Source organism: Sinorhizobium chiapasense (assembly GCF_036488675.1).
Taxonomy (GTDB): Bacteria; Pseudomonadota; Alphaproteobacteria; order Rhizobiales; family Rhizobiaceae; genus Sinorhizobium; species Sinorhizobium chiapasense.
This window is the reverse complement of sequence record NZ_CP133148.1, coordinates 1,904,082-1,923,244: the sequence shown is the minus strand read 5'-3', so window position 1 is coordinate 1,923,244 and position 19,163 is coordinate 1,904,082. Positions and strand designations below refer to the sequence as shown.

The following is a 19,163-nucleotide window of genomic DNA, read 5'->3' as shown; positions in this document are numbered from 1 at the left end:
ACATGAAAAGATCTGCCAGCACATTTCAGAAGGGCTGTACCGCGCTGGTGAACAGGATGGTCACGGTTTCTTGCGCGATAGCCGCCGCGCGTTGCTGCGCACCCGCTTGCCATAAGGCTTGAGGGCCGCGGCGGCAATCGCCGCTCCGTATCCGGAACCACTGGCGCCGGTCATCAGCCGCATCGTGCTGTCGAGTGTCGCCTTCCAGAGAGCTACGTTCACGGCCATCCCGCTCTCGGCCGCGGCCGCAACCTTTTCGGAAACCATGCGTTGGAGCTCGGCTACGTCGTGCGTCTTGCCGGTCATTGCCGCAAGCTGCATCTCTTGCAGCCGAAGCGCTATCACGAACGGAGCTTCGAACCAAAGCGTGGCAGTGTCCACGCGGAGCCGACGCGGTGTCATTGGGGATCTCCACTGCTCAAATGAGAGTTCGGGATACCTCGCTACAGTGCCACGGTTAACTTCACAACTGCGAATGCATAGGCAACCGCCGCGGCCAACACCATCGAACTACCCCAAAAGCAAACGTTTATAACCCGCTCTCGGGACCCAGAATTGATTTTATTCGTCAAAGCAAGGCCGAGCATGACCGCAACCACTGCGAGGTTCAGAAATACAATCGGCAGAACATAAGTCCGGAGCGCAGCGTAGAACTTTTGAAACTCGTCCGCATCCTCAAACAGCGTATATCTGGCAATGAGGATCAGGGGGATGAGGACGGCAATGAGCCGCAGTTGGCTTCTCATTGCTGTTCCCCTTGAAGTGCAACGCTGCGCCGAACCGAAAGCACTACTCCGCCCTTGCGCCAGCACCGGCGCGGGCCGCGCGGCCACCACGCCGTCCGCCGCCGGCAGCCGGTGCAGCAGCAGCCACGGCATGGCCGCCTTCGGCCGGCTTGTGGTCGCGATAGGTCATGATCCAGTTGGTGCAGTTCGCGTCGGTGCCGTTCAGGACGTTCGCTGCGCGCACGGCTTCCATTTCCTGCGGGCGGCAGGGGTTCATGATCGCCGAGGTCATGCCGGCGCCGATCACCATCGGGATGAAGCCGGCATTGATGCCGTGGCGATGCGGCAGGCCGAAGGAGATGTTGGAGAGGCCGCAGGTGGTGTTGACCTTCAGCTCCTCGCGCAGGCGCCGCAGAAGGGCGAAGACCTGCCGGCCGGCATCGCCCAAGGCGCCGATCGGCATGACGAGCGGATCGACGACGATGTCGTGCGGCTTGATGCCGTGATCCATAGCGCGCTCAACGATTTTCTTGGCGACAGCGAAGCGAACGTCCGGATCCATGGAAATGCCGGTCTCGTCGTTGGAGATCGCGACGACCGGGACGTCGTATTTCTTGACGAGCGGCAGGATCGCCTCGAGCTTTTCCTCTTCGCCCGTGACCGAATTCACCAGCGGCCGGCCCTTGGCGACGCGAAGGCCCGCCTCGATCGCGGCGGTGACGGAGCTGTCGATCGACAGCGGCACGTCGACGAGGCCCTGGACGATCTCCAGCGTCTTGACGAGCAGCGGCGGTTCGGTTTCGTTCGGGTTGACTGCGGTGACGCCCGCATTGACGTCGAGCATCGTCGCGCCTGCAGCGACCTGTTCGAGCGCGTCCTTGATCACGGTCTCGAAGTTGCCTTCGATCATCTCGGCGGCGAGCTTCTTGCGGCCGGTCGGGTTGATGCGCTCGCCGATGACGCAGAAGGGCTGGTCGAAGCCGATGACGATCTCGCGGGTGGCGGAAGCGACGATGGTGCGGGTCATGTAAGATCCTTTGATCCTGAGCGTGGGGCTATGTAATAGGCCCGGTCTTCGTTTGTAAGGCGCTGGACGGGCCGAAGCGCCGGTTTTCCTCTGATATCGAATGGAAGTGGCATCCTAATGTGGATGGTGCGCCGCGGCTTCCGCCATCTGCTGCTGGTTTTCCTCGATGCCCTCGCGGATATGTTCGAGTCGTTCGGCAACGAGCGTTTCCGTCGGCGTCGCTTCGTGTTTCCATGGCTTGCGACCCTTCAACACGCCGGACTCGTGGACGATCTCGGCGACATATTCCTCCTGGCGATAGGCCATGACGTGGACACCCGAGACGCCCTCGATCTCCTTCACCTCGTTGATGATGTCGATGCAGAGCTGCTTGCCTTCCTTCTTCTGATCCTGCGCGCCTTCGAGCCGTGTGATGACGCTGTCGGGAATGTGGATGCCCGGCACGTTGGACCGGATCCAGCGGGCGGTCTTGGCGGATGCCATCGGCCCGACGCCGACGAGGATGAAGCACTTCTCGTGCAGGCCGAGGTCGCGCACCTTCTTCATGTATTCGCGGAACATCGGCACGTCGAAGCAGTACTGGCTCTGGACGAACTGCGCGCCGGCTTCGATCTTCTTGGCGAGCCGGTACGGGCGGAAATCGTAAGGCGGCGCGAAGGGGTTGATCGCGGCGCCCAAAAAGACGTGCGGCGGCGTCGTCAGCTTGCGGCCGGACAGGAATTTCGAATTGTCGCGCATGATGCGGACGGTCTCGAGCAGCGACATGCAGTCGAGGTCGAACACGGGCTTGGCGCCGGGCTGGTCGCCGGCCTGCACGCCGTCGCCGGTCAGGCACATGATGTTCTGTACGCCCATGGCGGAGGCGCCGAGCACATCGCCCTGGATGGCGATGCGGTTCTTGTCGCGGCAGGCGATCTGCATGATCGGCGCATAGCCCATGCGCGTCAGCAGGGCGCAGATGCCGACCGACGACATATGGCAGTTGGCGCCGGAAGCGTCGACCGCGTTGATGCCGTCGACCCAGCCGTCGAAGATCGCCGCGCGTTCGTAGACGTCCTCGGGATTGGCGCTGTCCGGCGGGTTGAGTTCGGCGGTCACGGCGAATTCGCCACGGCGCAGCACGCGCTCCAGCCGCCCGCGCGAGGAATGGCCGGGCAGGGGATCGAGCGGCGCGCCGGGATCGTGGGGATTGATATCCGGGCTCATTGCTGCTGGCCTTCCTTCTTCGCCGCGTCGCGGGCGGCCGCAGCTTCCGCCGTCACCCGCAACCAGGACGAGGTTTCGCGCAGCGACTGGTTGACCGGCTTTTGCACATTCATGATCGCATTACCCTTCACCATATTCTGCGAGCCCTTCCACGCCTGCACCCAGACGCAGGGCATGTCCGGCTCCACCTCGCAATTGCCGTTGGCGCGCACACCGCCGCACGGCCCGTTCCTGAGCTGCTTCGGACAGTTCATCGGGCAGGACATGCCGGTCGAGGACAGCGCGCACTGGCCGCACATGCGGCAGTCGAAGAGGAAGCCCTTGACGTGGCGCTCGACGAAGGTCACCGGCCGTTCAACGCGGCCGTAGCCGATGGCGTTCCACAGCGGATGGAGCGTCAGGAACATGTCGGCGAAACGGTTGTAGAACCATTCGAGGAAGCGCGAATTGCGCACGGCCCAGAGACGCACGGTATATTTGTGGCGCGAGCGGCGGCTCGGCGAGACATTCGTCGGGGTATAGGCGCCGGTCGCCGCCTTCTTGGCGGGCTGGGCGTTGCCGGTGACGACCTTCGGGTCAGGCATTGTCCCGGCCTCCGGCCTTGACGAGCGCGACCAGCCGCTCCCGATCGTAGGCGGATTCGAGTTCCGCCGCCGCCTTGTCGGCCTCCGCTTCCAGGTCGTCGGAAACCGGAACCGGATCGGCCTTGCGCCATTCAGCGAGGTAATCGTCGGTCTCGGCCGCACCGGTGCGCATCGCGCACATGTCGATCGCCTCGGTGAAGCGCAGCGACAGTTCGCGTTTGGCGTTTTTGCGACCCTGCTTGATGATGACCTGGGCGGGAATGTCGCGCCAGTAGACAATGATGCGATCTGCCATGGGATTCCTGTTCTCCTCTACAGCGCCGCGCGTCTTGTCAGACGGGCAAAGGTCGCTGTAGCACTTTGAATTGCTCCATGTTTTTATCCTCAAATCGATTGCGATCTAAGGAAACATGCAAGGTGCATAACCCCGAAAACCGAGATCGATTTTCGGAAAGGCTTATGCGACGTATCAAAGTGTTACAGCGTCTTTACGCGTCAGTTCCGACGCGCGGCGCTGTAATGCCGACAATGCGCATGTCCATTCGCTGTCGCTCACCTTGTCACGACGTTGGATATGTCCAAAAACGACGCTCCCCAATCGTGTATCCGAGCGGGTGTCCATTCGTCGTGGTTAGCCCTCCGCGCCCTTTCGGCGGTGGCGGCACCGGCTTCGAGCCAGCCGTGGAAAGGGCTTGGCGGCGATTGCGGGCTGTTGCGACCGTGTGCCTCGCGTGGAAGAACCCCGTTGCACGGGGAACACGTCGCGCACGGAACAGTGGATTGCCTCGCTCGTTTAGAGCTTGAAGGCTCTGAACATGCGTGACGGGAATTTGCTATCAATCGTGGTGCTGGCGATCATTGTCGCAATCCTCGTATTCGCCGTCGTGGCGCTCATAGAGTGATGCCGGGTCCTGCACGCCGCTTCCTATCAGACGCCACGGGACGCTGTAGCACTTCGATTTGATGCGCGTTTTTATCCTTAAATCGGCTTGGATTTAAGGAAACATGCAACAAAGCCGCGGGCGACCTCAGTAGCCCGAGCTTCCGCCTCCGCCCATGCCGCCACTTCCCGAGGAACCGCCACTTCCTGAGGAACCGGCGCTGCCGGCCTGACTGGGCGGAGGAGGGGCTGTGTTCTGGCTGGTCTGACTGGTCGTGCATCCCGCAACCGCCAGGAGCGCTGTCGCAATCGCGACGACAAGGAATTTGCGGTCCATGGTCTTCTCCAATCATGGAGGATATGGCGAAGCCCGTCATGTTCCGCCACTTGCTGGTCAAAAACATGGCGTCGCGCAGGGATTGATTTCGGGACGGCGCGGATCATCTCCTTGGGATCACGCGTCCATTCTGGAGATGACGATGTCAAAAGCCGTGATCGCAATAATGTGCCTGGGGCTTGTCGCGCTTTCGTCTTGCGCGAACACTGTTCGCGGTTTCAAGCAGGACAGCGAGCAAACGGGTCTCGCCTTCGGAGGCGCCACAGACCGCGTCTTGCGGGCAGGCGCACAATAGGAAGGGCAGGCTTCGCGCTCACGCGAACGCCGACCGGTCGGAGGCCAGCGAAACGCGCCTGGCGTGCTCTTACAGCTACGCGGCGTCCACGACGGCTGTCGCCGCACGAGTCCGGTCAAGTTCGATCAGGACCCTCAGGGCCGCCTCCGCCTCTTCTTCGCTGAGACCTCCAAGGATTTGATCGGCAAACACCACCGGCACGCCGGTCACATTGTCCCACACCGTCCAATGGTCGGTCGGATCGAGAACAAGTTCATAGCGCTCTTGTGACATTGCGTTCTCCCCACTTTCACACCTGTTTAGCAGATTCGGCGTCGCAAGCCATTGCAAACACAGGTCCAGAGCGTGGGATGATGCCATTGTCGCCATGATGCCCGCGAGATCGATCGGGCTGGCTTGAGGTTATAAGACTCCGCGCTCCGCCGACGCGGCGCTGCTGACATACACAGTTGCCGGCCACGGCACGACCGCGCCGTGAATGACTCCGTCAAGGAATTTTCCCGGCGAATCGATTACGCCTCGATCAACGACCGCGTCAGATCGCCATAACCTGTGAAGCGATATTCGTATTCGAGGCCGAGCCTGTCGGCGGCGCGGCGGGCCTTTTCCTGTAGCGCCTTGTCCTCTACCTGCGAGAGATAGACGAGCTTGCGGTAGTGGCCGAAATACATGTCGCGCAGTTCCGGATGCCGGTCGAGGCCTAGCGGTTCGATGACGAAGGCTTCGAACTGGCGGGCGAGGAAGTCGGTGAGGAAGAAGGCGCTGATGTCGTCGTCCCAGCGTTTTGCGAAATCGGCGTTGCCGGCGAAGAAGGAATAGCAGTGCGGACCAGGAATGCGGGTCACGCCTTCCTCCTCGCAAAGCCGGTCGAGTTCGCCGCCGGTGCCGCAATCGGCATAGGCGATGAAGATGCGCTCGAAGCCGTCCGCGCGCGCCCGGGCGATCGCCTCGCGAAGGCCCGGTGTGATCTTTTCCGGGGTGTTGTGCCAGATGGCCGGCAGGCAATGGAGATCGATGTGGTCGAGCCCGTTGGCCTCGCAGATGGCAAGGATTTCGCGCGCGATCGCTCCACAACCAATGACGTGAACTTTCTGCGGTTGTGCACGTTCTCTTGCCGACGGTGCATTTTCCATCTTTATTCCGCCTTGCAGCAACATGAAGGAATCATGGTCATGACAACAAAAACTCTCGCGACGATCGGCGCCGTTCTGTTAGCGCTGGCAACCCTGAGTTCCTGCGCCAACACGATCCGCGGCATGGGGCAGGATACTGCAAATGCCGTGAACGCCACACAGGGGGCCGGCCATCGGGTTGCCAAGGCAGCCAACTGACGGCTTCGCCGGGCAGGACGGGCACCCCTGAGAGCGGCGCCATCCTATCTGCCCCTGAATATAGGAAAGCCGACTGCGGTGTTCACCCACGCAGCCGGCTTCTTTGCCAAAACGCCCTCGGTCTTAGCCGGCTGCCAGTCGGTTGTGCTTGCGCTTCATGAAGTCCTTGGCAGTCTCGACGGCGACGGCGGCATCGCGACAATAGGCGTCGGCACCGACGGCCTTGCCGAATTCCTCGTTAAGCGGCGCGCCGCCAACAAGGACGACGTAGTCGTCGCGCATTCCCTTTTCCTTCATCGTGTCGATAACGACCTTCATGTAGGGCATGGTGGTCGTAAGCAGTGCCGACATGCCGAGGATGTCCGGCTGCTCGCGTTCGATCGCTTCCAGATAGTTCTCGACGGGGTTGTTGATGCCGAGGTCGACGACGTCAAAGCCGGCGCCTTCCATCATCATGCCGACGAGGTTCTTGCCGATGTCGTGGATATCGCCCTTGACGGTGCCGATGACCATCTTGCCAAGCTTCGGCGCGCCGGTTTCGGCGAGCAGCGGACGCAGGATCGACATGCCGGCCTTCATCGCATTGGCCGAAAGCAGAACTTCCGGCACGAAGAGAATGCCGTCGCGGAAGTCGATGCCGACGATGCGCATGCCTTCGACGAGCGCCTGGGTCAGGATGTCGTAAGGGGTCCAGCCACGCTTGAGGAGGATGTTCGTTCCATCCTCGATTTCCTCCTTGAGACCGTCATAAAGGTCATCATGCATCTGCTGCACGAGTTCCTCGTCGGAAAGGTCCTCGAGAATGATTTCATCGTCTGCCATAGTAGGGTTCCTCGGTTCCTGGCACGGTAGTCTTCGCGCGGTGATCTGGCTCGATCGGGCACGATCCGGACGCGTTGCTCATCCTTAACGGCCCAAAGCTAAAAATCTCTTTTTGAAAGCGACGTCGCATATGATGAAAAGCGACGGCACCGTTGGTTCGTCCGCGCATCCATAGTCCTACCGTATCTCGGCCGCATTCGGAATCGGGCGTGCGGTAAATTTCTGCAACAGTTCAAGTTGTTACATCGGGCAGCATCGGCTTCGGACAACAGTTTTTGCGCGCGTGGCGCCCGTTTTCGCCGCATGTCGGGCCTTGACGGGTGTCAAGGTTGAGTGTCTGAGATGCGCCACGCGTTGGCGCATTGAGACCCGTACCGGTTCGGCGGCTTGGTAGCATTAGCCCAAAATCGATCCCGGTGCATGGTTTCCCCCGTTGGCCTCGACCTTCGGAGGGAAGATGCGCCACTTAATCAAAGCGTTGCCGCGTCCCTTGGAGAGCCAGAAGGGCGCGGCGGGAGAGGAATGAGCGAATGAGCGACGTGACAGAACAAGGCGCGGTCGAAGGCGGCGGACGCCGCGCGCGTGGCGAGGGACGGGGAGCGGCGGCGCGCCGGGCGTCACGCACCGGCGGCGGTCCGGGACCGTCTCTGCCCTATATCCAGCGCAAGATTCGCGAATACGAAGTGCTCGACGAGGAAGGCCTGCAGCTCATCGAGCGCAACGCCGACACCGTGCTCGAGGAAATCGGCATCGAGTTTCGCGATGACGCCGAAGCGCTCGATCTCTGGAAGGCAGCCGGCGCCGACGTGCGCGGGCAGCGTGTTCATTTCCCGAAGGGGCTCTGCCGCGAACTCTTGAAGACCGCGCCGTCGGACTTCACCTGGCATGCGCGCAATCCTGAGCGCAGTGCGCACGTCGGCGGCAAGGCAACGATCTTTGCACCGGTCTACGGCCCGCCCTTCGTGCGCGATCTCGACGGCAACCGCCGCTACGCGACGATCGAGGATTTCCGCAATTTCGTGAAGCTTGCCTACATGGCGCCGTCGATGCATTCGTCGGGCGGGACCGTGTGCGAGCCGGTCGACATCCCGGTCAACAAGCGCCATCTCGATATGGTCTACAGCCATATCAAATATTCCGACAAACCGTTCATGGGCTCGGTTACGGCGCCGGAACGCGCCGAAGACACGATCGCCATGGCGAAGATCGTTTTCGGCGACGATTTCGTCGAAAAGAATACGGTGACGCTGAACCTCATCAACGCCAATTCGCCGATGGTTTTCGACGAGACCATGGTGGGCGCGCTCAAGGTCTATGCACGCCACAACCAGGCCTGCGTGCTTTCGCCGTTCATCCTCTCCGGCGCGATGAGCCCGGTCACCGTCGCCGGCACGCTGACGCAGATCCTTGCCGAAGTGCTCGCGGGTGCGTCCTTCACCCAGCTCATCCGCAAGGGTGCGCCGGTGCTGTTCGGGACGTTCGCGGCGTCGATTTCGATGCAGTCGGGCGCGCCGACCTTCGGTACGCCGGAGCCGTCGCTCGTCTCCTACGGCGCAGCGCAGCTTGCCCGCCGCCTCGGGCTGCCCTTCCGGACCGGCGGCTCGCTCTGCGGCTCCAAGGTTCCGGATGCGCAGGCGGCGCATGAATCGGCGAACACGCTGAACATGACGCTGCTCGCCGGCACCAATTTCGTGCTGCACGCGGCCGGCTGGCTCGAAGGCGGTCTCGTCTCGTCCTACGAGAAGTTCATGATCGACCAGGACCAGCTCGGCATGATGCAGAAGATGGCCGAAGGCGTGGACCTTTCCGAAAACGCCCAGGCGCTGGACGCGATTCGCGAAGTCGGTCCGGGCAGCCACTATCTCGGCTGCGCCCATACCCAGGCGAATTTCCAGACCGCCTTCTACCGCTCGCCGCTCGCCGACAACAATTCCTTCGAGCAGTGGGAAATCGAAGGCGAGAAGCGGATCGAGCAGCGCGCCAATGCGCTGGCCCGCAGCTGGCTGGAGCATTACGAGGCACCTTACCTCGATCCGGCAATCGACGAGGCGCTGAAGGACTATATCGCCAAGCGCAAGGACTCGATGCCGGACGCCTTCACCTGAAAGGCTCCCGAGCGAGCCAGGGAGCAAGGCGGCGCGGCGCAGGTGGCCGACATGATCCAGAAGGAGGTCTGGCGCCCGCATTACGAACTTCAGGGGCCGAAACCGAAATGACGGATCCTTCGGCGGGCGAATTGCTTGAAACGATCCGTGCGGCGCTCGCGCCGCACGGTCTTTTTTTGCGCGGCACAGTGAATTTTTTCGATGGCGAGGCCGCTCCGATGCTTGCAGACGGCAAGCCCACCGCCAGTGTCGTGCTCATCGGAAATATCGGCGGCTCGCTGTGGAAGCCGTTCGACCGCTGGCGCGAGCATGAGACGGATCGCGGTGGAACGGATCCGCTCGACAATTGGTCCAAATGCGTGATCCAGCCGATTGCCGATGCGGCCGGCGCCACCGCCTATTTCCCCTCCGATCCGCCGTGGCAGCCCTTTCAGCAATGGGCGATGCGCGCCGAGGGACTGCAGGCTTCTCCGCTCGGTATTCTTATTCATCCGCACTATGGGCTGTGGCACGGCTATCGCGCCGCGCTCGGTTTTGATCGGGTGTTGCCGCAGACGGGAAAAGTTTCAGTTGGCCATCCTTGCGATGCCTGTGTGGAAAAGCCGTGCGTCTCCGCCTGCCCAGCTGACGCCTTGGCCGCCCGCACATTCGATGTCGGGCGCTGCCGTGCCCATTTGAGGACGCAGGCGGGGGCAGTCGGTTGTCACACGCAAGGATGCATCTCGCGCGATGCCTGTCCGGTGGGGATGGGTTATCGCTATCCAGTTCAGCAACTGCGTTTCCATATGGCGGCGCTGAGTTTGTAGCCGACCCGAATTGCCCCTCACCCTAACCCTCTCCCCGCACGCGGGGAGAGGGGACTTAAAGGGCGCGCGGTTGTCCCTTCTTCCAGTTCGGCTAGCCGGGCGAGCGGGCGCGGCGGGTCCCTTCGCCCCGCTTGCGGGGAGAAGGTGCCGGCAGGTGGATGAGGGGCTTTCCGCGATCGCGAATGCAAACATCAATTTTCGCCGCAATCCGTGCGATGCTACGCGTCACGATCCGCTTCGAGTCGCGAACCATGCCACTGTTTCCGAAAGCCTTCCTCGTCGGTGCCGCCGTTTTCATGGCTGGCTTCGCCAAACCCTCGCCGGCTGACGCAGCATATGCCGCCTGCCGCAGCGTCAGCCACCTCGGGCAGGACTATATCGCCTGCAGCTTCGACCCGGCGGCGAGCGACATTCGCCTCTACAACAAGGATCAGGCGGGCGTGCCGTTCAAGTCCTTCAGGGCGCTGTCGCTCGAGTTGCGCCAGCGCGACGAATATCTCGTCTTCGCCATGAATGGCGGTATGTACCACGAGGATCTTTCCCCGGTCGGCCTGCATGTCGAAGAGGGCGTGGAGCAGGCGCCGCTCAACACCAATTCCGGTTGGGGGAATTTCCATCTGTTGCCGAACGGCGTTTTCTATGTCGGAGACGGCAAGGCGGGGGTGATGGCGGCGGAGGCCTATCGCGCCGCCGGTATCAAGCCGCGCTTCGCGACGCAATCCGGTCCGATGCTGGTGATCGACGGGGCGCTGCATCCGCGCTTCCTGCCAAACAGCGACAGTCTCAAAACCCGCAACGGAGTTGGCGTGACGGTTTCGGGCGAGGTGGTCTTCGCGGTGTCGAAACGGCCGGCGCGCTTTCACGATTTCGCGACGCTGTTTCGCGACGCCCTTGATTGCCCGAATGCACTCTTTCTCGATGGTACGATTTCGAGCCTCTATGCGCCGGAGATCAATCGCCACGATCGGCTGTTTCCGCTCGGGCCGATCATCGCCGTCGTTGACCGGTTTCCGCGCTGAATCGGCAGCGTGATTTTTTTGATCGCGGCCCCAAGGAATGGCTGCCGGCGGACGTCTAACGGGCAAACAGGTCAAAAGCGGGCACGGACTTGGACGCGGAACTCGTTGAGAGGGCGGTGAGGGGCGACAGGGAGGCGTTCAGCCTTCTGGTCGAGCGCCACTATGATTTCGTGCACGCCGTTGCCTGGCGCTGGTCCGGCAACGTGACCGACGCGGAGGATATCGCGCAGGATGTCTGCATTCGGCTCGGTTCCGCTATCCGCGGCTTTCGTGGCACGAGCCGTTTTCGAACCTGGCTCTATACGCTGACGCTCAACGCCGCGCGCGACCATCGCCGCCGCCGGGTGCGCGATGAGCGCAAGATTGCGGCCTATGCGTCGGATCCAGCGGCGCAGCGTACGCCTGACAGAGAGGACGAGGACCGGCGGGAAGCGCTCTGGACGGCAGTCCGGGCGCTGCCGGAAAAACAATGCGATGCCGTCCTGCTCGTCTACGCCGAAGGCCTGAGCCATGCCGCGGCGGCAGACGTGCTCGGCTGCTCCGAAGCGACCATCTCCTGGCATGTCCATGAGGCGCGCAAGCGTCTGCGGACCATGCTCGGCAAGGAGGCTGTGTGATCATGACCGACGATTTCGAAACGCTTGCCGCAAAGCTGCCGCCGACGCCTTCGAGCGAAGCGCGGGCGCGCGCGCTCGCCGCCGCGATGGAAGCCTATGACACGGCGGAAAATTCGAGCGCCGCCCAAGGAGCAGTAGTGCCCGCTCGTCCAAGCTCCATCCTCAACCGGATATGGAGCCCCATCATGAACCGGAAATTGCTTGCCGGATCGGCGCTGGCAACCCTGATCGTTGTGCCCGCCGCTGCCTTCCTGACCGTGGAAATGATCCGTAATGATCGGCTGCCCGAGCAGCAAACCGCGATTGCAGCAAAGCCCGAACCGAAGTCGGCCGCGCCTGTGGCGGAGAGCGGCGCGTCGCTGGCGCGCTCACAGGCGGCACAGGCCGCTGCAAAACTTGCGGAAGAGGTGAAAAGCGAAGCGCCGGCGGCCGCAGAAGTCGACGCGATGGCGAGCCGAACGGCCGCCGACACGGCGGCTCCCATGAGCACGCTCGGTGGCACGGCCGGCTTTGCGGCGCGGGGACGCATGGAGATCATGCCGTCGCCGACGACACCGGCCGACATTCTTCCGCCGCCGGCCGAGAGCCGCGAGCGCTTCGGCAACGCCGATGCCAATCCGGTGAACAGTGCGGCGACTGAGCCGGTCTCGACGTTCTCCGCCGATGTCGATACGGCCTCCTATTCCTTCGTCCGCCGCTCGCTGATGGCAGGAGAGATGCCCAATCCCGATGCCGTGCGCATCGAGGAGATGGTCAACTATTTCCCCTATGACTGGCCGCGCCCGACGTCGGCTGCGGTACCCTTCAGGGCGACTGTCACCGTCACGCCGACCCCCTGGAACGCGGGCACGCGCCTGATGCATGTGGCGATCAAGGGCTATGAGGTCGTGCCTGCGGAAGCGCCGAAGGCGAACCTCGTGTTCCTGATCGACGTTTCCGGTTCCATGGACGAGCCGGACAAGCTGCCGCTGTTGAAGAACGCTTTCCGCCTGCTTGTCGACGGGCTGAAGCCTGACGACACGGTGTCGATCGTCACTTATGCCGGGAATGCAGGGACGGTCCTCGAGCCGACGGCGGTCAAGGACAAGGCGAAGATCCTGGCGGCGATCGATACGCTGGCGCCCGGCGGCTCCACGGCCGGCGCTGCCGGCATCGACGAGGCCTATCAACTGGCCGAAAAGGCTCTCGTGAAGGGCGGCGTAAACCGCATCCTGCTGGCGACCGACGGCGACTTCAATGTCGGCCCGTCGAGCGACGAGGAGCTGAAACGGCTGGTCGAGGAAAAGCGCAAAACGGGCATCTTCCTCTCGGTGCTCGGCTTCGGTCGTGGCAATTACAACGACGCGCTGATGCAGGCGATCGCCCAGAACGGCAACGGCGTTGCCGCCTATATCGATACACTTGCGGAGGCGCAGAAGACGTTGGTCGAGGAAGCGGGCTCGTCGCTCTTCCCGATCGCCAAGGACATCAAGCTGCAAGTGGAGTTCAACCCGGCGGCAATCGCGGAGTATCGTCTCATCGGCTACGAGACCCGGGCGCTGAAACGCGAGGATTTCAACAACGACCGGGTGGATGCCGGCGATATCGGCTCGGGTCACAGCGTCACCGCGATCTACGAAGTGACGCCGAAGGGAAGCCCGGCGGTCCTCAACGACGACCTGCGCTATGCGACGGTAGAAAAGCCGGCGGCGAACGCGACAGCGCATTCGGGCGAACTCGCCTATCTCAAGATCCGCTACAAGAAGCCGGATGGCGACAAGAGCGAGTTGATCACCACGCCAGTCACGGAGGCGAATGCCGTGCCGTCGCTCGCCGAAGCTCCTGTGGACGTCCGTTTCTCAACCGCCGTCGCTGCTTTCGGCCAGACGCTTGCGGGAAATCCGGCGCTTTCGGGCTATTCCTACACGGCGATCGCCGATCTTGCCGCGGGCGCCAAGGGGGCAGACCCGTTCGGATACCGCGGGGAGTTCGTCAATCTGGTACGGCTGGCGAAAGGGCTTTCGGGGGAATGACGCCGCGGTGCCGCCCCTCATCCGCCTGCCGGCACCTTCTCCCCGCAGGCGGGGAGAAGGGCGACGCTGCACCGGCTCCGCCAAGTTCCAAGCTATTCTACGAGGGCTGGTGACGGGGGTGCGTCACGGGCCGCGAGCGCGACTCACCCTCGCCCCGCTTGCGGGGAGAGGGCAGGGTGAGGGGCGGGACAGCTGTTGGTGAATCGAAGTTGCTACGCCCTTGGAAATGCCCGCTGCAGGCCGCCGGATTTCGTTAGCCCGTTCTTGAACGCCTGATAGGCCGGATGCTCGCTGGAGCGGGCAGCTTCCATGAGGCGCATTTGCAGGCGGGCGGGCGCCTCGTTGCCGAGCCATTCACCGAGTTTCTCCAGCTTCAGCGAGTTCAGGAAACGGGCCTCTACGGCGAGGTCGAGGTGGCGTTGCAGGCCTTCCATCAGGTTCTCATCCTGCTCGGCGTTTTCCATCAGAAGCTTGACGAAGGATCGGTCGGCCTCGCCGAAGCTCGAAAGCTTGGCGGCGGTCGTGTCCCTGTCCGGAAAGGCGGCTGGCCCGGCGTTCATCGTTCGTCTCCTCGAATCGAAACATCCTTCGGGGATAGGTCAGCCGTCGGCCATCCGCAAGCGAGGCGGAGAATATGGGCCGGGATTCGACGCCCGTCTTCGCGACGGTGCTGCACGCCGCCGCGCCCGACGTTCGTCGAAGAACAAAGAAGAACGCTCCGGGCATTCCGCACCGGAGCGTTTGTCGTTTCGTGCTGCGCAGTCTGGCCGTCTCAGGCGCGGCGGCGGCTACCGCGTTCGCGCGTCGGGGCGGAGGCGCCTTCGTTGGCGGTCTTGTTGCGCAAGGGGCCGATCTTTTCGACGATGACGTCGAGCGTCGGGCGCTCGCCCTTCGCGTGGTTGTCGAGCGCGAGGCGCATCGCGGCGAGATGGTTGCAGGAGGTGCCGCAGCAGCCGCCGATGATCTTCGCGCCGGCGTCGACCGCCAGCCGCACATATTCCGCCATCAGCGGCGGGGTGCCGGAATAATGGATCTCGGAGCCGCGGAATTCCGGGATGCCGCAATTGCCCTTGACGACTACGGTTGCCTCCGGGGCCGCCGCGGTCATGTCGAGCAGCGAGGATAGGATATCGGAGGCGCCGACGCCGCAATTGGCGCCGACCGCGACCGGGCCTTCGCCGATGTCGCCGGCGACCGCGTGAATGTCCCCGGGGTGGAGACCCATCATCGTCTTGCCGGCGGTATCGAACGAGCCGGTATAGACGTAGGGGAGGCCGACCTTGGTGGCCGCCTCGGCCGCCGCGCGGATTTCGTCCGGCGAGGACATGGTTTCGATCCAGGCGACTTCCGCGCCGCCCGCCTTCAAGCCTTCGATCTGCTCGGCAAAGGCTGCAACGGCATCCTCATAGGAAAGCGCGCCGAGCGGGATCAGGAGTTCGCCGGTCGGGCCGACGGAGCCGGCGGTGATGACCTTGCGCGGCGCCTTGTCGGCAACGGCGCGGGCGATTTCGGCTGCGCGCTTGTTCAGCGCATGGACGCGGTCCTCGGCCTGGTGCAGCTTCAGCCGATGACGCGTGCCGCCGAAGGAATTGGTGAGGATGATGTCGGCGCCGGCATCGACAAAATCCTGATGCAGCTTGGTGATGTTTTCCGGCTTCGCCTCGTTCCAGAGCTCCGGCGCTTCGCCGGCCTCGAGCCCCATGGCAAAGAGCGACGTCCCGGTCGCACCATCGGCAAGCAGCACGCCCTTCTGGGCAAGGAGATCGGAAAGGGCATCGGAAGCGGACATCGGTTTTTCCCGGCTGAATGAAATTGCAATAAGATATAAAGATATCTTTATGTGATTGCAACAGACTTCGCCGGAGCATGCCGGAAAAATCGGTGCTTCACGCGTCAGGCCCTTGGCGACTGCCTCGGCGCGGCAGTTCGTCCGCCAGAACAGCCGCGAGATCTGTCGCGGGCTTGTCAGCATGTGCTCGCAGGCGCAGGCTGAATTCGGCCGCGGGCAGGGGCGGCAGGTCGAGATGCGCGGGCGCCTGCTCTATTCCAGGCCCCTGAAACCTTGCAGTGCGCGTCGTGACGGCAATGCCGCTCATGACGGCGGCGCGCAGGCCAGACAGGCTCGGGCTCGTCGCAGCGATCCGGAAGGGGCGGCCGGCCGCTTCGAGCGCCGAGATCGCCGCTGCCCGAAAGCCGCAGGGCGGGTCGAGCACAGCCAGCGGAACTTCGGCGTCGGCCGTTGCCAGCCCCTTGTCGGCGCAAAGCCAGATCATCTCTTCTTTCAAAAAGAGCAGTTCGTCGGCGGCGGGCGCCTGCCGCATGGTCAGCAGAATGTCGACCTGGCCCTGATCGAAGGCCGTGGCCAGTTCCTTCGACCTGCCAATCCTGAGGTCGAGGCGAACCCGCGGATGCGAGCGAGCGAAGCGGCGCAAGATGTCGGGCAGCGTCGTATCGGCGAAATCCTGCGTGCTGCCGAGCGAGATCCGTCCGTCGGCGCGCGCGCCCCGGAGGCTGAGCCAGGCATCGCGATGCGCGTCGAGGATGCGGCGGGCGTGATCCACGAGTTCCTCGCCGACCGGCGTCAGCGTGCGCCCGCGCCCGGCCGGGGCCAGAAGCGGCTCGCCGATCAGTGTTTCGAGGCGCTGCATCTGCGCCGTCACGGCGGAAGGGGAACGATTGACTGCCGTTGCGGCGCGGGCAAGCGAACCGCCCTCGGCGAAGGCGAGGAATGTGCGCAGGAGATCGGGATCGATGGGATTCATAGTTCTATGATACAGAACTAATCATGCAAGACAATTTGATTTTATTGATGTGTTGGTGATGGCAAGCTGAACGTCAAGAACAACTGCAGTCGAAAGGTGCTTGCCATGCCCATCATCAACGTCACTGTCGCGGGCCGTCCGGACCCGGAACTGTCCGCAAGAATCGCGGCGGAGGTCAGCCAACTGACGCAAGCGCACCTGCGCAAGGATCCGACCGTCACCGCGGTTGCGGTCGGCTATGTCGACCCGCAGCACTGGTTTGCCGGCGGAAAGTCGATCGCGTCGCAGGAGACAAACAGCTTCTGGCTGGACATCAAGGTCGTCGACGGCACGAACACAAAGCAGGAAATGGCCGCCTACATCGAAGCGATCTACGGCGGCTTCGGGAAGCTTCTCGGAAAGGTTCATCCGGAAAGCTATGTGCTCGTTCACGAAGTCTCCGCAGCAGCCTATGGTTATGGCGGCAAGACGCAGGAGTTCCGCTTTATCAGCGGCAAGCTGACTGCATAGCGGGGCAAGGAAACAGGACAGAAAAAGAGGCGCTCTCGCGAGCGCCCCTCGTCCGTGCGCAGAGAAATCCGCGCCTTGTCATGCCGCCTGGCGGTCGGTGTGGCTCGTCGGCGTCACCATGGCGGCGATGATCGTCTGCAGGTCGACCGCGCCGATCGGCCGGCCGTTCTCATCGACGACGTGGGCGGTGCCGACACGCGCGCCGGTCATCGCGCGCGCGGCCGCTTCCAGAACCGTGCCGGCCGCAAGCGGCAGGCCTTCCGCATTGCCCGAGAGCGGACGCATGATCGTTTCGACATGGACGACGCGGCCACGGTTCACTTCCTTGACGAAGGCGGTGATGTAGTCGTCCGCCGGCGAAAGCACGATCTGCTGGCCGGTACCCTGCTGCACGACCCGGCCGTCGCGCAGGATCGCGATCTTGTCGCCGAGCCTCAGCGCTTCGTCGAGGTCGTGGGTGATGAAGACGACGGTCTTTTTCAGTTCCTTCTGCAGGTCGAGCAGCACCGACTGCATGTCGACTCGGATCAGCGGGTCGAGTGCCGAATAGGCCTCGTCCATAAGCAGGATATCGGCGTCGTTGGTGAGCGCCCGGGCGAGGCCCACACGCTGCTGCATGCCGCCCGACAGCTGGTTCGGATAGTGGTTTTCGAACCCCTTGAGGCCGACGCGCTCGATCCAGCCGAGCGCGCGCTTTTCGCTTTCGCGCCGTTCGATACCCTGGATCTCCAGGCCGTATACGGCGTTCTCGAGGACGGTGCGGTGCGGCAGCAGCGCGAACTTCTGGAACACCATAGCCGTCTTGTGGCGACGGAACTGGCGAAGGTCGTTTTCGTTCATCTTGCAGACGTCGGTGCCGTCATAGAGCACTTCGCCCGCCGTCGGATCGATCAGCCTGTTGATGTGGCGGATCAGCGTCGACTTGCCGGAACCGGAAAGTCCCATGACCACCGTGATGCAGCCGCCGGGCATAAGGATATTGATGTCCTGCAGGCCGAGCACGTGACCGTGTTTCTCGTTGAGTTCGGCCTTGCCCATGCCCTTCTTGACGACATCGACGAAGTCCTCGCCGCGGGGGCCGAAGATTTTGTAGAGGTTCTTCACCTCGATTGCATGACTAACCATGAATAACCTCCGAGTGCTTTTGCAGCCGCCTTCCGAAGGCCTGGCTGGTACGATCGAAAATGATGGCGATGCCGACGAGGGCAAAGCCGTTAAGGAAACCGACGGTGAAGAACTGATTGGCGATCGCCTGGAGCACGTTTTTGCCAAGCCCGCCCACGCCGATCATCGAGGCGACGACGACCATTGCCAGCGACATCATGATCGTCTGGTTGATGCCGGCCATGATGGTCGGCAGCGCCAGCGGCATCTGCACGTTCTTCAGTTTCTGCCAGGCGGAGGAGCCGAATGCGTCGGCGGCCTCCAGTACTTCCTTGTCGACGAGCCGGATGCCGAGATTGGTAAGCCGGATCATCGGCGGCACGGCGTAGATGACGACGGCGATCAGCCCCGGCACCTTGCCGATGCCGAAGATCATCACCACCGGAATGAGATAGACGAAGCTCGGCATCGTCTGCATGACGTCGAGGATCGGGTTGACGAAGGCCTGTACCCGGTCGGAGCGGGCCATCAGGATGCCGATCGGGATGCCGATCACGATCGAAATCAGCGTACAGACGGTAACCATGGCGAGCGTGATCATCGTGTCGTTCCAGAGCCCGACGAGCCCGATCAACACCATAGAAAACGCCGTGCCGATAGTGATCTTCACGTTGCGGCTGCCGAGATAGACGATGGCAACCATGATAATCAGTATCAGGATCCAGGGCGAACTGACGAAGGCCCGTTCCAGGTAGTTCAGGAACCATTGCAATGGCTGGACCACTGCGTCGATCGCATCGCCGTAACTGCGCACGAATCCCTTGAATCCGTCGTCGACGCTCTTGCGCGCCATGCGGATAGTGCCATCGTCTATGGCCGGGAACTTGCAAAGCAGGTCCGGCAGGAAACTGCAGATAGCCATGTTTTCCCCCTTCTGGCCGGAAGTCTTATGCCGCCGGCTGCGTCGTTGGAACGACCGCATGCGGCCGTCCTGCGCAGACTTGCTCGTGACCTCTTGCGT

At 62.8% G+C, this 19,163-nt stretch carries 22 protein-coding genes; 7 read left to right on the top strand and 15 right to left on the bottom strand.

The genetic code is table 11. The features are described 5' to 3' along the window. Positions 1 to 60: 60 nt before the first annotated feature. From RB548_RS09205 to RB548_RS09165, 9 genes are all read right to left on the bottom strand, one after another. Complete coding sequence (locus RB548_RS09205; protein WP_331374623.1) at positions 61 to 402, bottom strand: hypothetical protein; 342 nt, start codon at positions 400 to 402, stop codon at positions 61 to 63. A gap of 41 nt (positions 403 to 443) precedes the next feature. Next, on the bottom strand, positions 444 to 746 hold the full coding sequence (locus tag RB548_RS09200) for a hypothetical protein (RefSeq protein ID WP_331374622.1): 303 nt from the start codon (positions 744 to 746) through the stop codon (positions 444 to 446). Between the two features lie 43 nt (positions 747 to 789). Then, positions 790 to 1,752, bottom strand: coding sequence for a methyltetrahydrofolate cobalamin methyltransferase (locus RB548_RS09195; protein ID WP_066873494.1), 963 nt, complete (start codon positions 1,750 to 1,752; stop codon positions 790 to 792). Between the two features lie 114 nt (positions 1,753 to 1,866). Next, positions 1,867 to 2,958 (bottom strand): methylenetetrahydrofolate reductase, encoded by a 1,092-nt coding sequence (locus RB548_RS09190; RefSeq protein WP_331374621.1) that lies wholly within the window; start codon positions 2,956 to 2,958, stop codon positions 1,867 to 1,869. Continuing rightward, a complete protein-coding gene (locus tag RB548_RS09185) occupies positions 2,955 to 3,542 on the bottom strand; it encodes a methylenetetrahydrofolate reductase C-terminal domain-containing protein (protein WP_331374620.1) in 588 nt (195 codons plus the stop codon). The genes RB548_RS09190 and RB548_RS09185 overlap by 4 nt, the downstream gene beginning before the upstream one ends. Next, on the bottom strand, positions 3,535 to 3,837 hold the full coding sequence (locus RB548_RS09180) for a virulence factor (protein WP_331374619.1): 303 nt from the start codon (positions 3,835 to 3,837) through the stop codon (positions 3,535 to 3,537). Before RB548_RS09180 ends, RB548_RS09185 begins: the two co-directional genes overlap by 8 nt. Before the next feature lie 733 nt (positions 3,838 to 4,570). After that, positions 4,571 to 4,759 carry a hypothetical protein gene (locus RB548_RS09175; protein WP_331374618.1) on the bottom strand — a complete coding sequence of 63 codons (189 nt, stop codon included), beginning with the start codon at positions 4,757 to 4,759 and terminating at the stop codon, positions 4,571 to 4,573. Positions 4,760 to 5,129: 370 nt separating this feature from the next. Beyond that, on the bottom strand, positions 5,130 to 5,327 hold the full coding sequence (locus tag RB548_RS09170) for a hypothetical protein (RefSeq protein ID WP_331374617.1): 198 nt from the start codon (positions 5,325 to 5,327) through the stop codon (positions 5,130 to 5,132). Between the two features lie 239 nt (positions 5,328 to 5,566). Beyond that, positions 5,567 to 6,187 carry a DUF1638 domain-containing protein gene (locus RB548_RS09165; protein ID WP_331374616.1) on the bottom strand — a complete coding sequence of 207 codons (621 nt, stop codon included), beginning with the start codon at positions 6,185 to 6,187 and terminating at the stop codon, positions 5,567 to 5,569. 39 nt (positions 6,188 to 6,226) lie between these two features. Here RB548_RS09165 and RB548_RS09160 point away from each other — a divergent pair, with 39 nt between their 5' ends. Then, a complete protein-coding gene (locus RB548_RS09160; RefSeq protein WP_225107206.1) occupies positions 6,227 to 6,385 on the top strand; it encodes an entericidin domain-containing protein in 159 nt (52 codons plus the stop codon). A gap of 123 nt (positions 6,386 to 6,508) precedes the next feature. Here RB548_RS09160 and RB548_RS09155 read toward each other — a convergent pair whose 3' ends face one another. Continuing rightward, positions 6,509 to 7,207, bottom strand: coding sequence for a corrinoid protein (locus tag RB548_RS09155; protein WP_331374615.1), 699 nt, complete (start codon positions 7,205 to 7,207; stop codon positions 6,509 to 6,511). Positions 7,208 to 7,737: 530 nt separating this feature from the next. Between RB548_RS09155 and RB548_RS09150 the strand changes: the two genes are divergently transcribed. The 5 genes from RB548_RS09150 to RB548_RS09130 all read left to right on the top strand — a co-directional run bounded on the left by RB548_RS09150 (position 7,738) and on the right by RB548_RS09130 (position 13,766). Beyond that, positions 7,738 to 9,312 carry a trimethylamine methyltransferase family protein gene (locus RB548_RS09150; protein WP_331374614.1) on the top strand — a complete coding sequence of 525 codons (1,575 nt, stop codon included), beginning with the start codon at positions 7,738 to 7,740 and terminating at the stop codon, positions 9,310 to 9,312. 107 nt (positions 9,313 to 9,419) lie between these two features. Next, positions 9,420 to 10,118 (top strand): 4Fe-4S dicluster domain-containing protein, encoded by a 699-nt coding sequence (locus RB548_RS09145; protein ID WP_331374613.1) that lies wholly within the window; start codon positions 9,420 to 9,422, stop codon positions 10,116 to 10,118. A gap of 251 nt (positions 10,119 to 10,369) precedes the next feature. Continuing rightward, complete coding sequence (locus RB548_RS09140; RefSeq protein ID WP_331374920.1) at positions 10,370 to 11,137, top strand: phosphodiester glycosidase family protein; 768 nt, start codon at positions 10,370 to 10,372, stop codon at positions 11,135 to 11,137. 89 nt (positions 11,138 to 11,226) lie between these two features. Further along, positions 11,227 to 11,754 (top strand): RNA polymerase sigma factor, encoded by a 528-nt coding sequence (locus RB548_RS09135; RefSeq protein ID WP_331374612.1) that lies wholly within the window; start codon positions 11,227 to 11,229, stop codon positions 11,752 to 11,754. Positions 11,755 to 11,756: 2 nt separating this feature from the next. Further along, positions 11,757 to 13,766 carry a vWA domain-containing protein gene (locus RB548_RS09130; RefSeq protein WP_331374611.1) on the top strand — a complete coding sequence of 670 codons (2,010 nt, stop codon included), beginning with the start codon at positions 11,757 to 11,759 and terminating at the stop codon, positions 13,764 to 13,766. Positions 13,767 to 13,978: 212 nt separating this feature from the next. Here the strand turns inward: RB548_RS09130 and RB548_RS09125 are convergent, their stop codons facing one another. The 3 genes from RB548_RS09125 to RB548_RS09115 all read right to left on the bottom strand — a co-directional run bounded on the left by RB548_RS09125 (position 13,979) and on the right by RB548_RS09115 (position 16,528). Beyond that, positions 13,979 to 14,326: a hypothetical protein gene (locus tag RB548_RS09125; RefSeq protein WP_331374610.1), complete on the bottom strand. Its 348-nt coding sequence runs from the start codon at positions 14,324 to 14,326 to the stop codon at positions 13,979 to 13,981. A gap of 212 nt (positions 14,327 to 14,538) precedes the next feature. Next, entirely contained in the window at positions 14,539 to 15,555 is a 1,017-nt protein-coding gene (gene bmt, locus RB548_RS09120) for a betaine--homocysteine S-methyltransferase (RefSeq protein ID WP_331374609.1), read from the bottom strand. A gap of 97 nt (positions 15,556 to 15,652) precedes the next feature. After that, positions 15,653 to 16,528 (bottom strand): LysR substrate-binding domain-containing protein, encoded by an 876-nt coding sequence (locus RB548_RS09115; RefSeq protein WP_331374608.1) that lies wholly within the window; start codon positions 16,526 to 16,528, stop codon positions 15,653 to 15,655. A 105-nt stretch (positions 16,529 to 16,633) separates the two neighbouring features. Between RB548_RS09115 and RB548_RS09110 the strand changes: the two genes are divergently transcribed. Beyond that, on the top strand, positions 16,634 to 17,038 hold the full coding sequence (locus tag RB548_RS09110; RefSeq protein WP_331374607.1) for a tautomerase family protein: 405 nt from the start codon (positions 16,634 to 16,636) through the stop codon (positions 17,036 to 17,038). 78 nt (positions 17,039 to 17,116) lie between these two features. Here the strand turns inward: RB548_RS09110 and RB548_RS09105 are convergent, their stop codons facing one another. Both RB548_RS09105 and RB548_RS09100 read right to left on the bottom strand, forming a co-directional pair. Further along, positions 17,117 to 18,163 carry a quaternary amine ABC transporter ATP-binding protein gene (locus RB548_RS09105; RefSeq protein ID WP_331374606.1) on the bottom strand — a complete coding sequence of 349 codons (1,047 nt, stop codon included), beginning with the start codon at positions 18,161 to 18,163 and terminating at the stop codon, positions 17,117 to 17,119. Next, on the bottom strand, positions 18,156 to 19,064 hold the full coding sequence (locus tag RB548_RS09100) for an ABC transporter permease (RefSeq protein WP_331374605.1): 909 nt from the start codon (positions 19,062 to 19,064) through the stop codon (positions 18,156 to 18,158). The genes RB548_RS09105 and RB548_RS09100 overlap by 8 nt, the downstream gene beginning before the upstream one ends. Positions 19,065 to 19,163: the final 99 nt, after the last annotated feature.

Bases quoted from the DNA above. Each gene is read 5' to 3' on its own strand.
- RB548_RS09205 (WP_331374623.1), bottom strand. From the start codon at position 402: ATGACACCGCGTCGGCTCCGCGTGGACACTGCCACGCTTTGGTTCGAA.
- RB548_RS09200 (WP_331374622.1), bottom strand. From the start codon at position 746: ATGAGAAGCCAACTGCGGCTCATTGCCGTCCTCATCCCCCTGATCCTC.
- RB548_RS09195 (WP_066873494.1), bottom strand. From the start codon at position 1,752: ATGACCCGCACCATCGTCGCTTCCGCCACCCGCGAGATCGTCATCGGC.
- RB548_RS09190 (WP_331374621.1), bottom strand. From the start codon at position 2,958: ATGAGCCCGGATATCAATCCCCACGATCCCGGCGCGCCGCTCGATCCC.
- RB548_RS09185 (WP_331374620.1), bottom strand. From the start codon at position 3,542: ATGCCTGACCCGAAGGTCGTCACCGGCAACGCCCAGCCCGCCAAGAAG.
- RB548_RS09180 (WP_331374619.1), bottom strand. From the start codon at position 3,837: ATGGCAGATCGCATCATTGTCTACTGGCGCGACATTCCCGCCCAGGTC.
- RB548_RS09175 (WP_331374618.1), bottom strand. From the start codon at position 4,759: ATGGACCGCAAATTCCTTGTCGTCGCGATTGCGACAGCGCTCCTGGCG.
- RB548_RS09170 (WP_331374617.1), bottom strand. From the start codon at position 5,327: ATGTCACAAGAGCGCTATGAACTTGTTCTCGATCCGACCGACCATTGG.
- RB548_RS09165 (WP_331374616.1), bottom strand. From the start codon at position 6,187: ATGGAAAATGCACCGTCGGCAAGAGAACGTGCACAACCGCAGAAAGTT.
- RB548_RS09160 (WP_225107206.1), top strand. From the start codon at position 6,227: ATGACAACAAAAACTCTCGCGACGATCGGCGCCGTTCTGTTAGCGCTG.
- RB548_RS09155 (WP_331374615.1), bottom strand. From the start codon at position 7,207: ATGGCAGACGATGAAATCATTCTCGAGGACCTTTCCGACGAGGAACTC.
- RB548_RS09150 (WP_331374614.1), top strand. From the start codon at position 7,738: ATGAGCGACGTGACAGAACAAGGCGCGGTCGAAGGCGGCGGACGCCGC.
- RB548_RS09145 (WP_331374613.1), top strand. From the start codon at position 9,420: ATGACGGATCCTTCGGCGGGCGAATTGCTTGAAACGATCCGTGCGGCG.
- RB548_RS09140 (WP_331374920.1), top strand. From the start codon at position 10,370: ATGCCACTGTTTCCGAAAGCCTTCCTCGTCGGTGCCGCCGTTTTCATG.
- RB548_RS09130 (WP_331374611.1), top strand. From the start codon at position 11,757: ATGACCGACGATTTCGAAACGCTTGCCGCAAAGCTGCCGCCGACGCCT.
- RB548_RS09125 (WP_331374610.1), bottom strand. From the start codon at position 14,326: ATGAACGCCGGGCCAGCCGCCTTTCCGGACAGGGACACGACCGCCGCC.
- bmt (WP_331374609.1), bottom strand. From the start codon at position 15,555: ATGTCCGCTTCCGATGCCCTTTCCGATCTCCTTGCCCAGAAGGGCGTG.
- RB548_RS09115 (WP_331374608.1), bottom strand. From the start codon at position 16,528: ATGAATCCCATCGATCCCGATCTCCTGCGCACATTCCTCGCCTTCGCC.
- RB548_RS09110 (WP_331374607.1), top strand. From the start codon at position 16,634: ATGCCCATCATCAACGTCACTGTCGCGGGCCGTCCGGACCCGGAACTG.
- RB548_RS09105 (WP_331374606.1), bottom strand. From the start codon at position 18,163: ATGGTTAGTCATGCAATCGAGGTGAAGAACCTCTACAAAATCTTCGGC.
- RB548_RS09100 (WP_331374605.1), bottom strand. From the start codon at position 19,064: ATGGCTATCTGCAGTTTCCTGCCGGACCTGCTTTGCAAGTTCCCGGCC.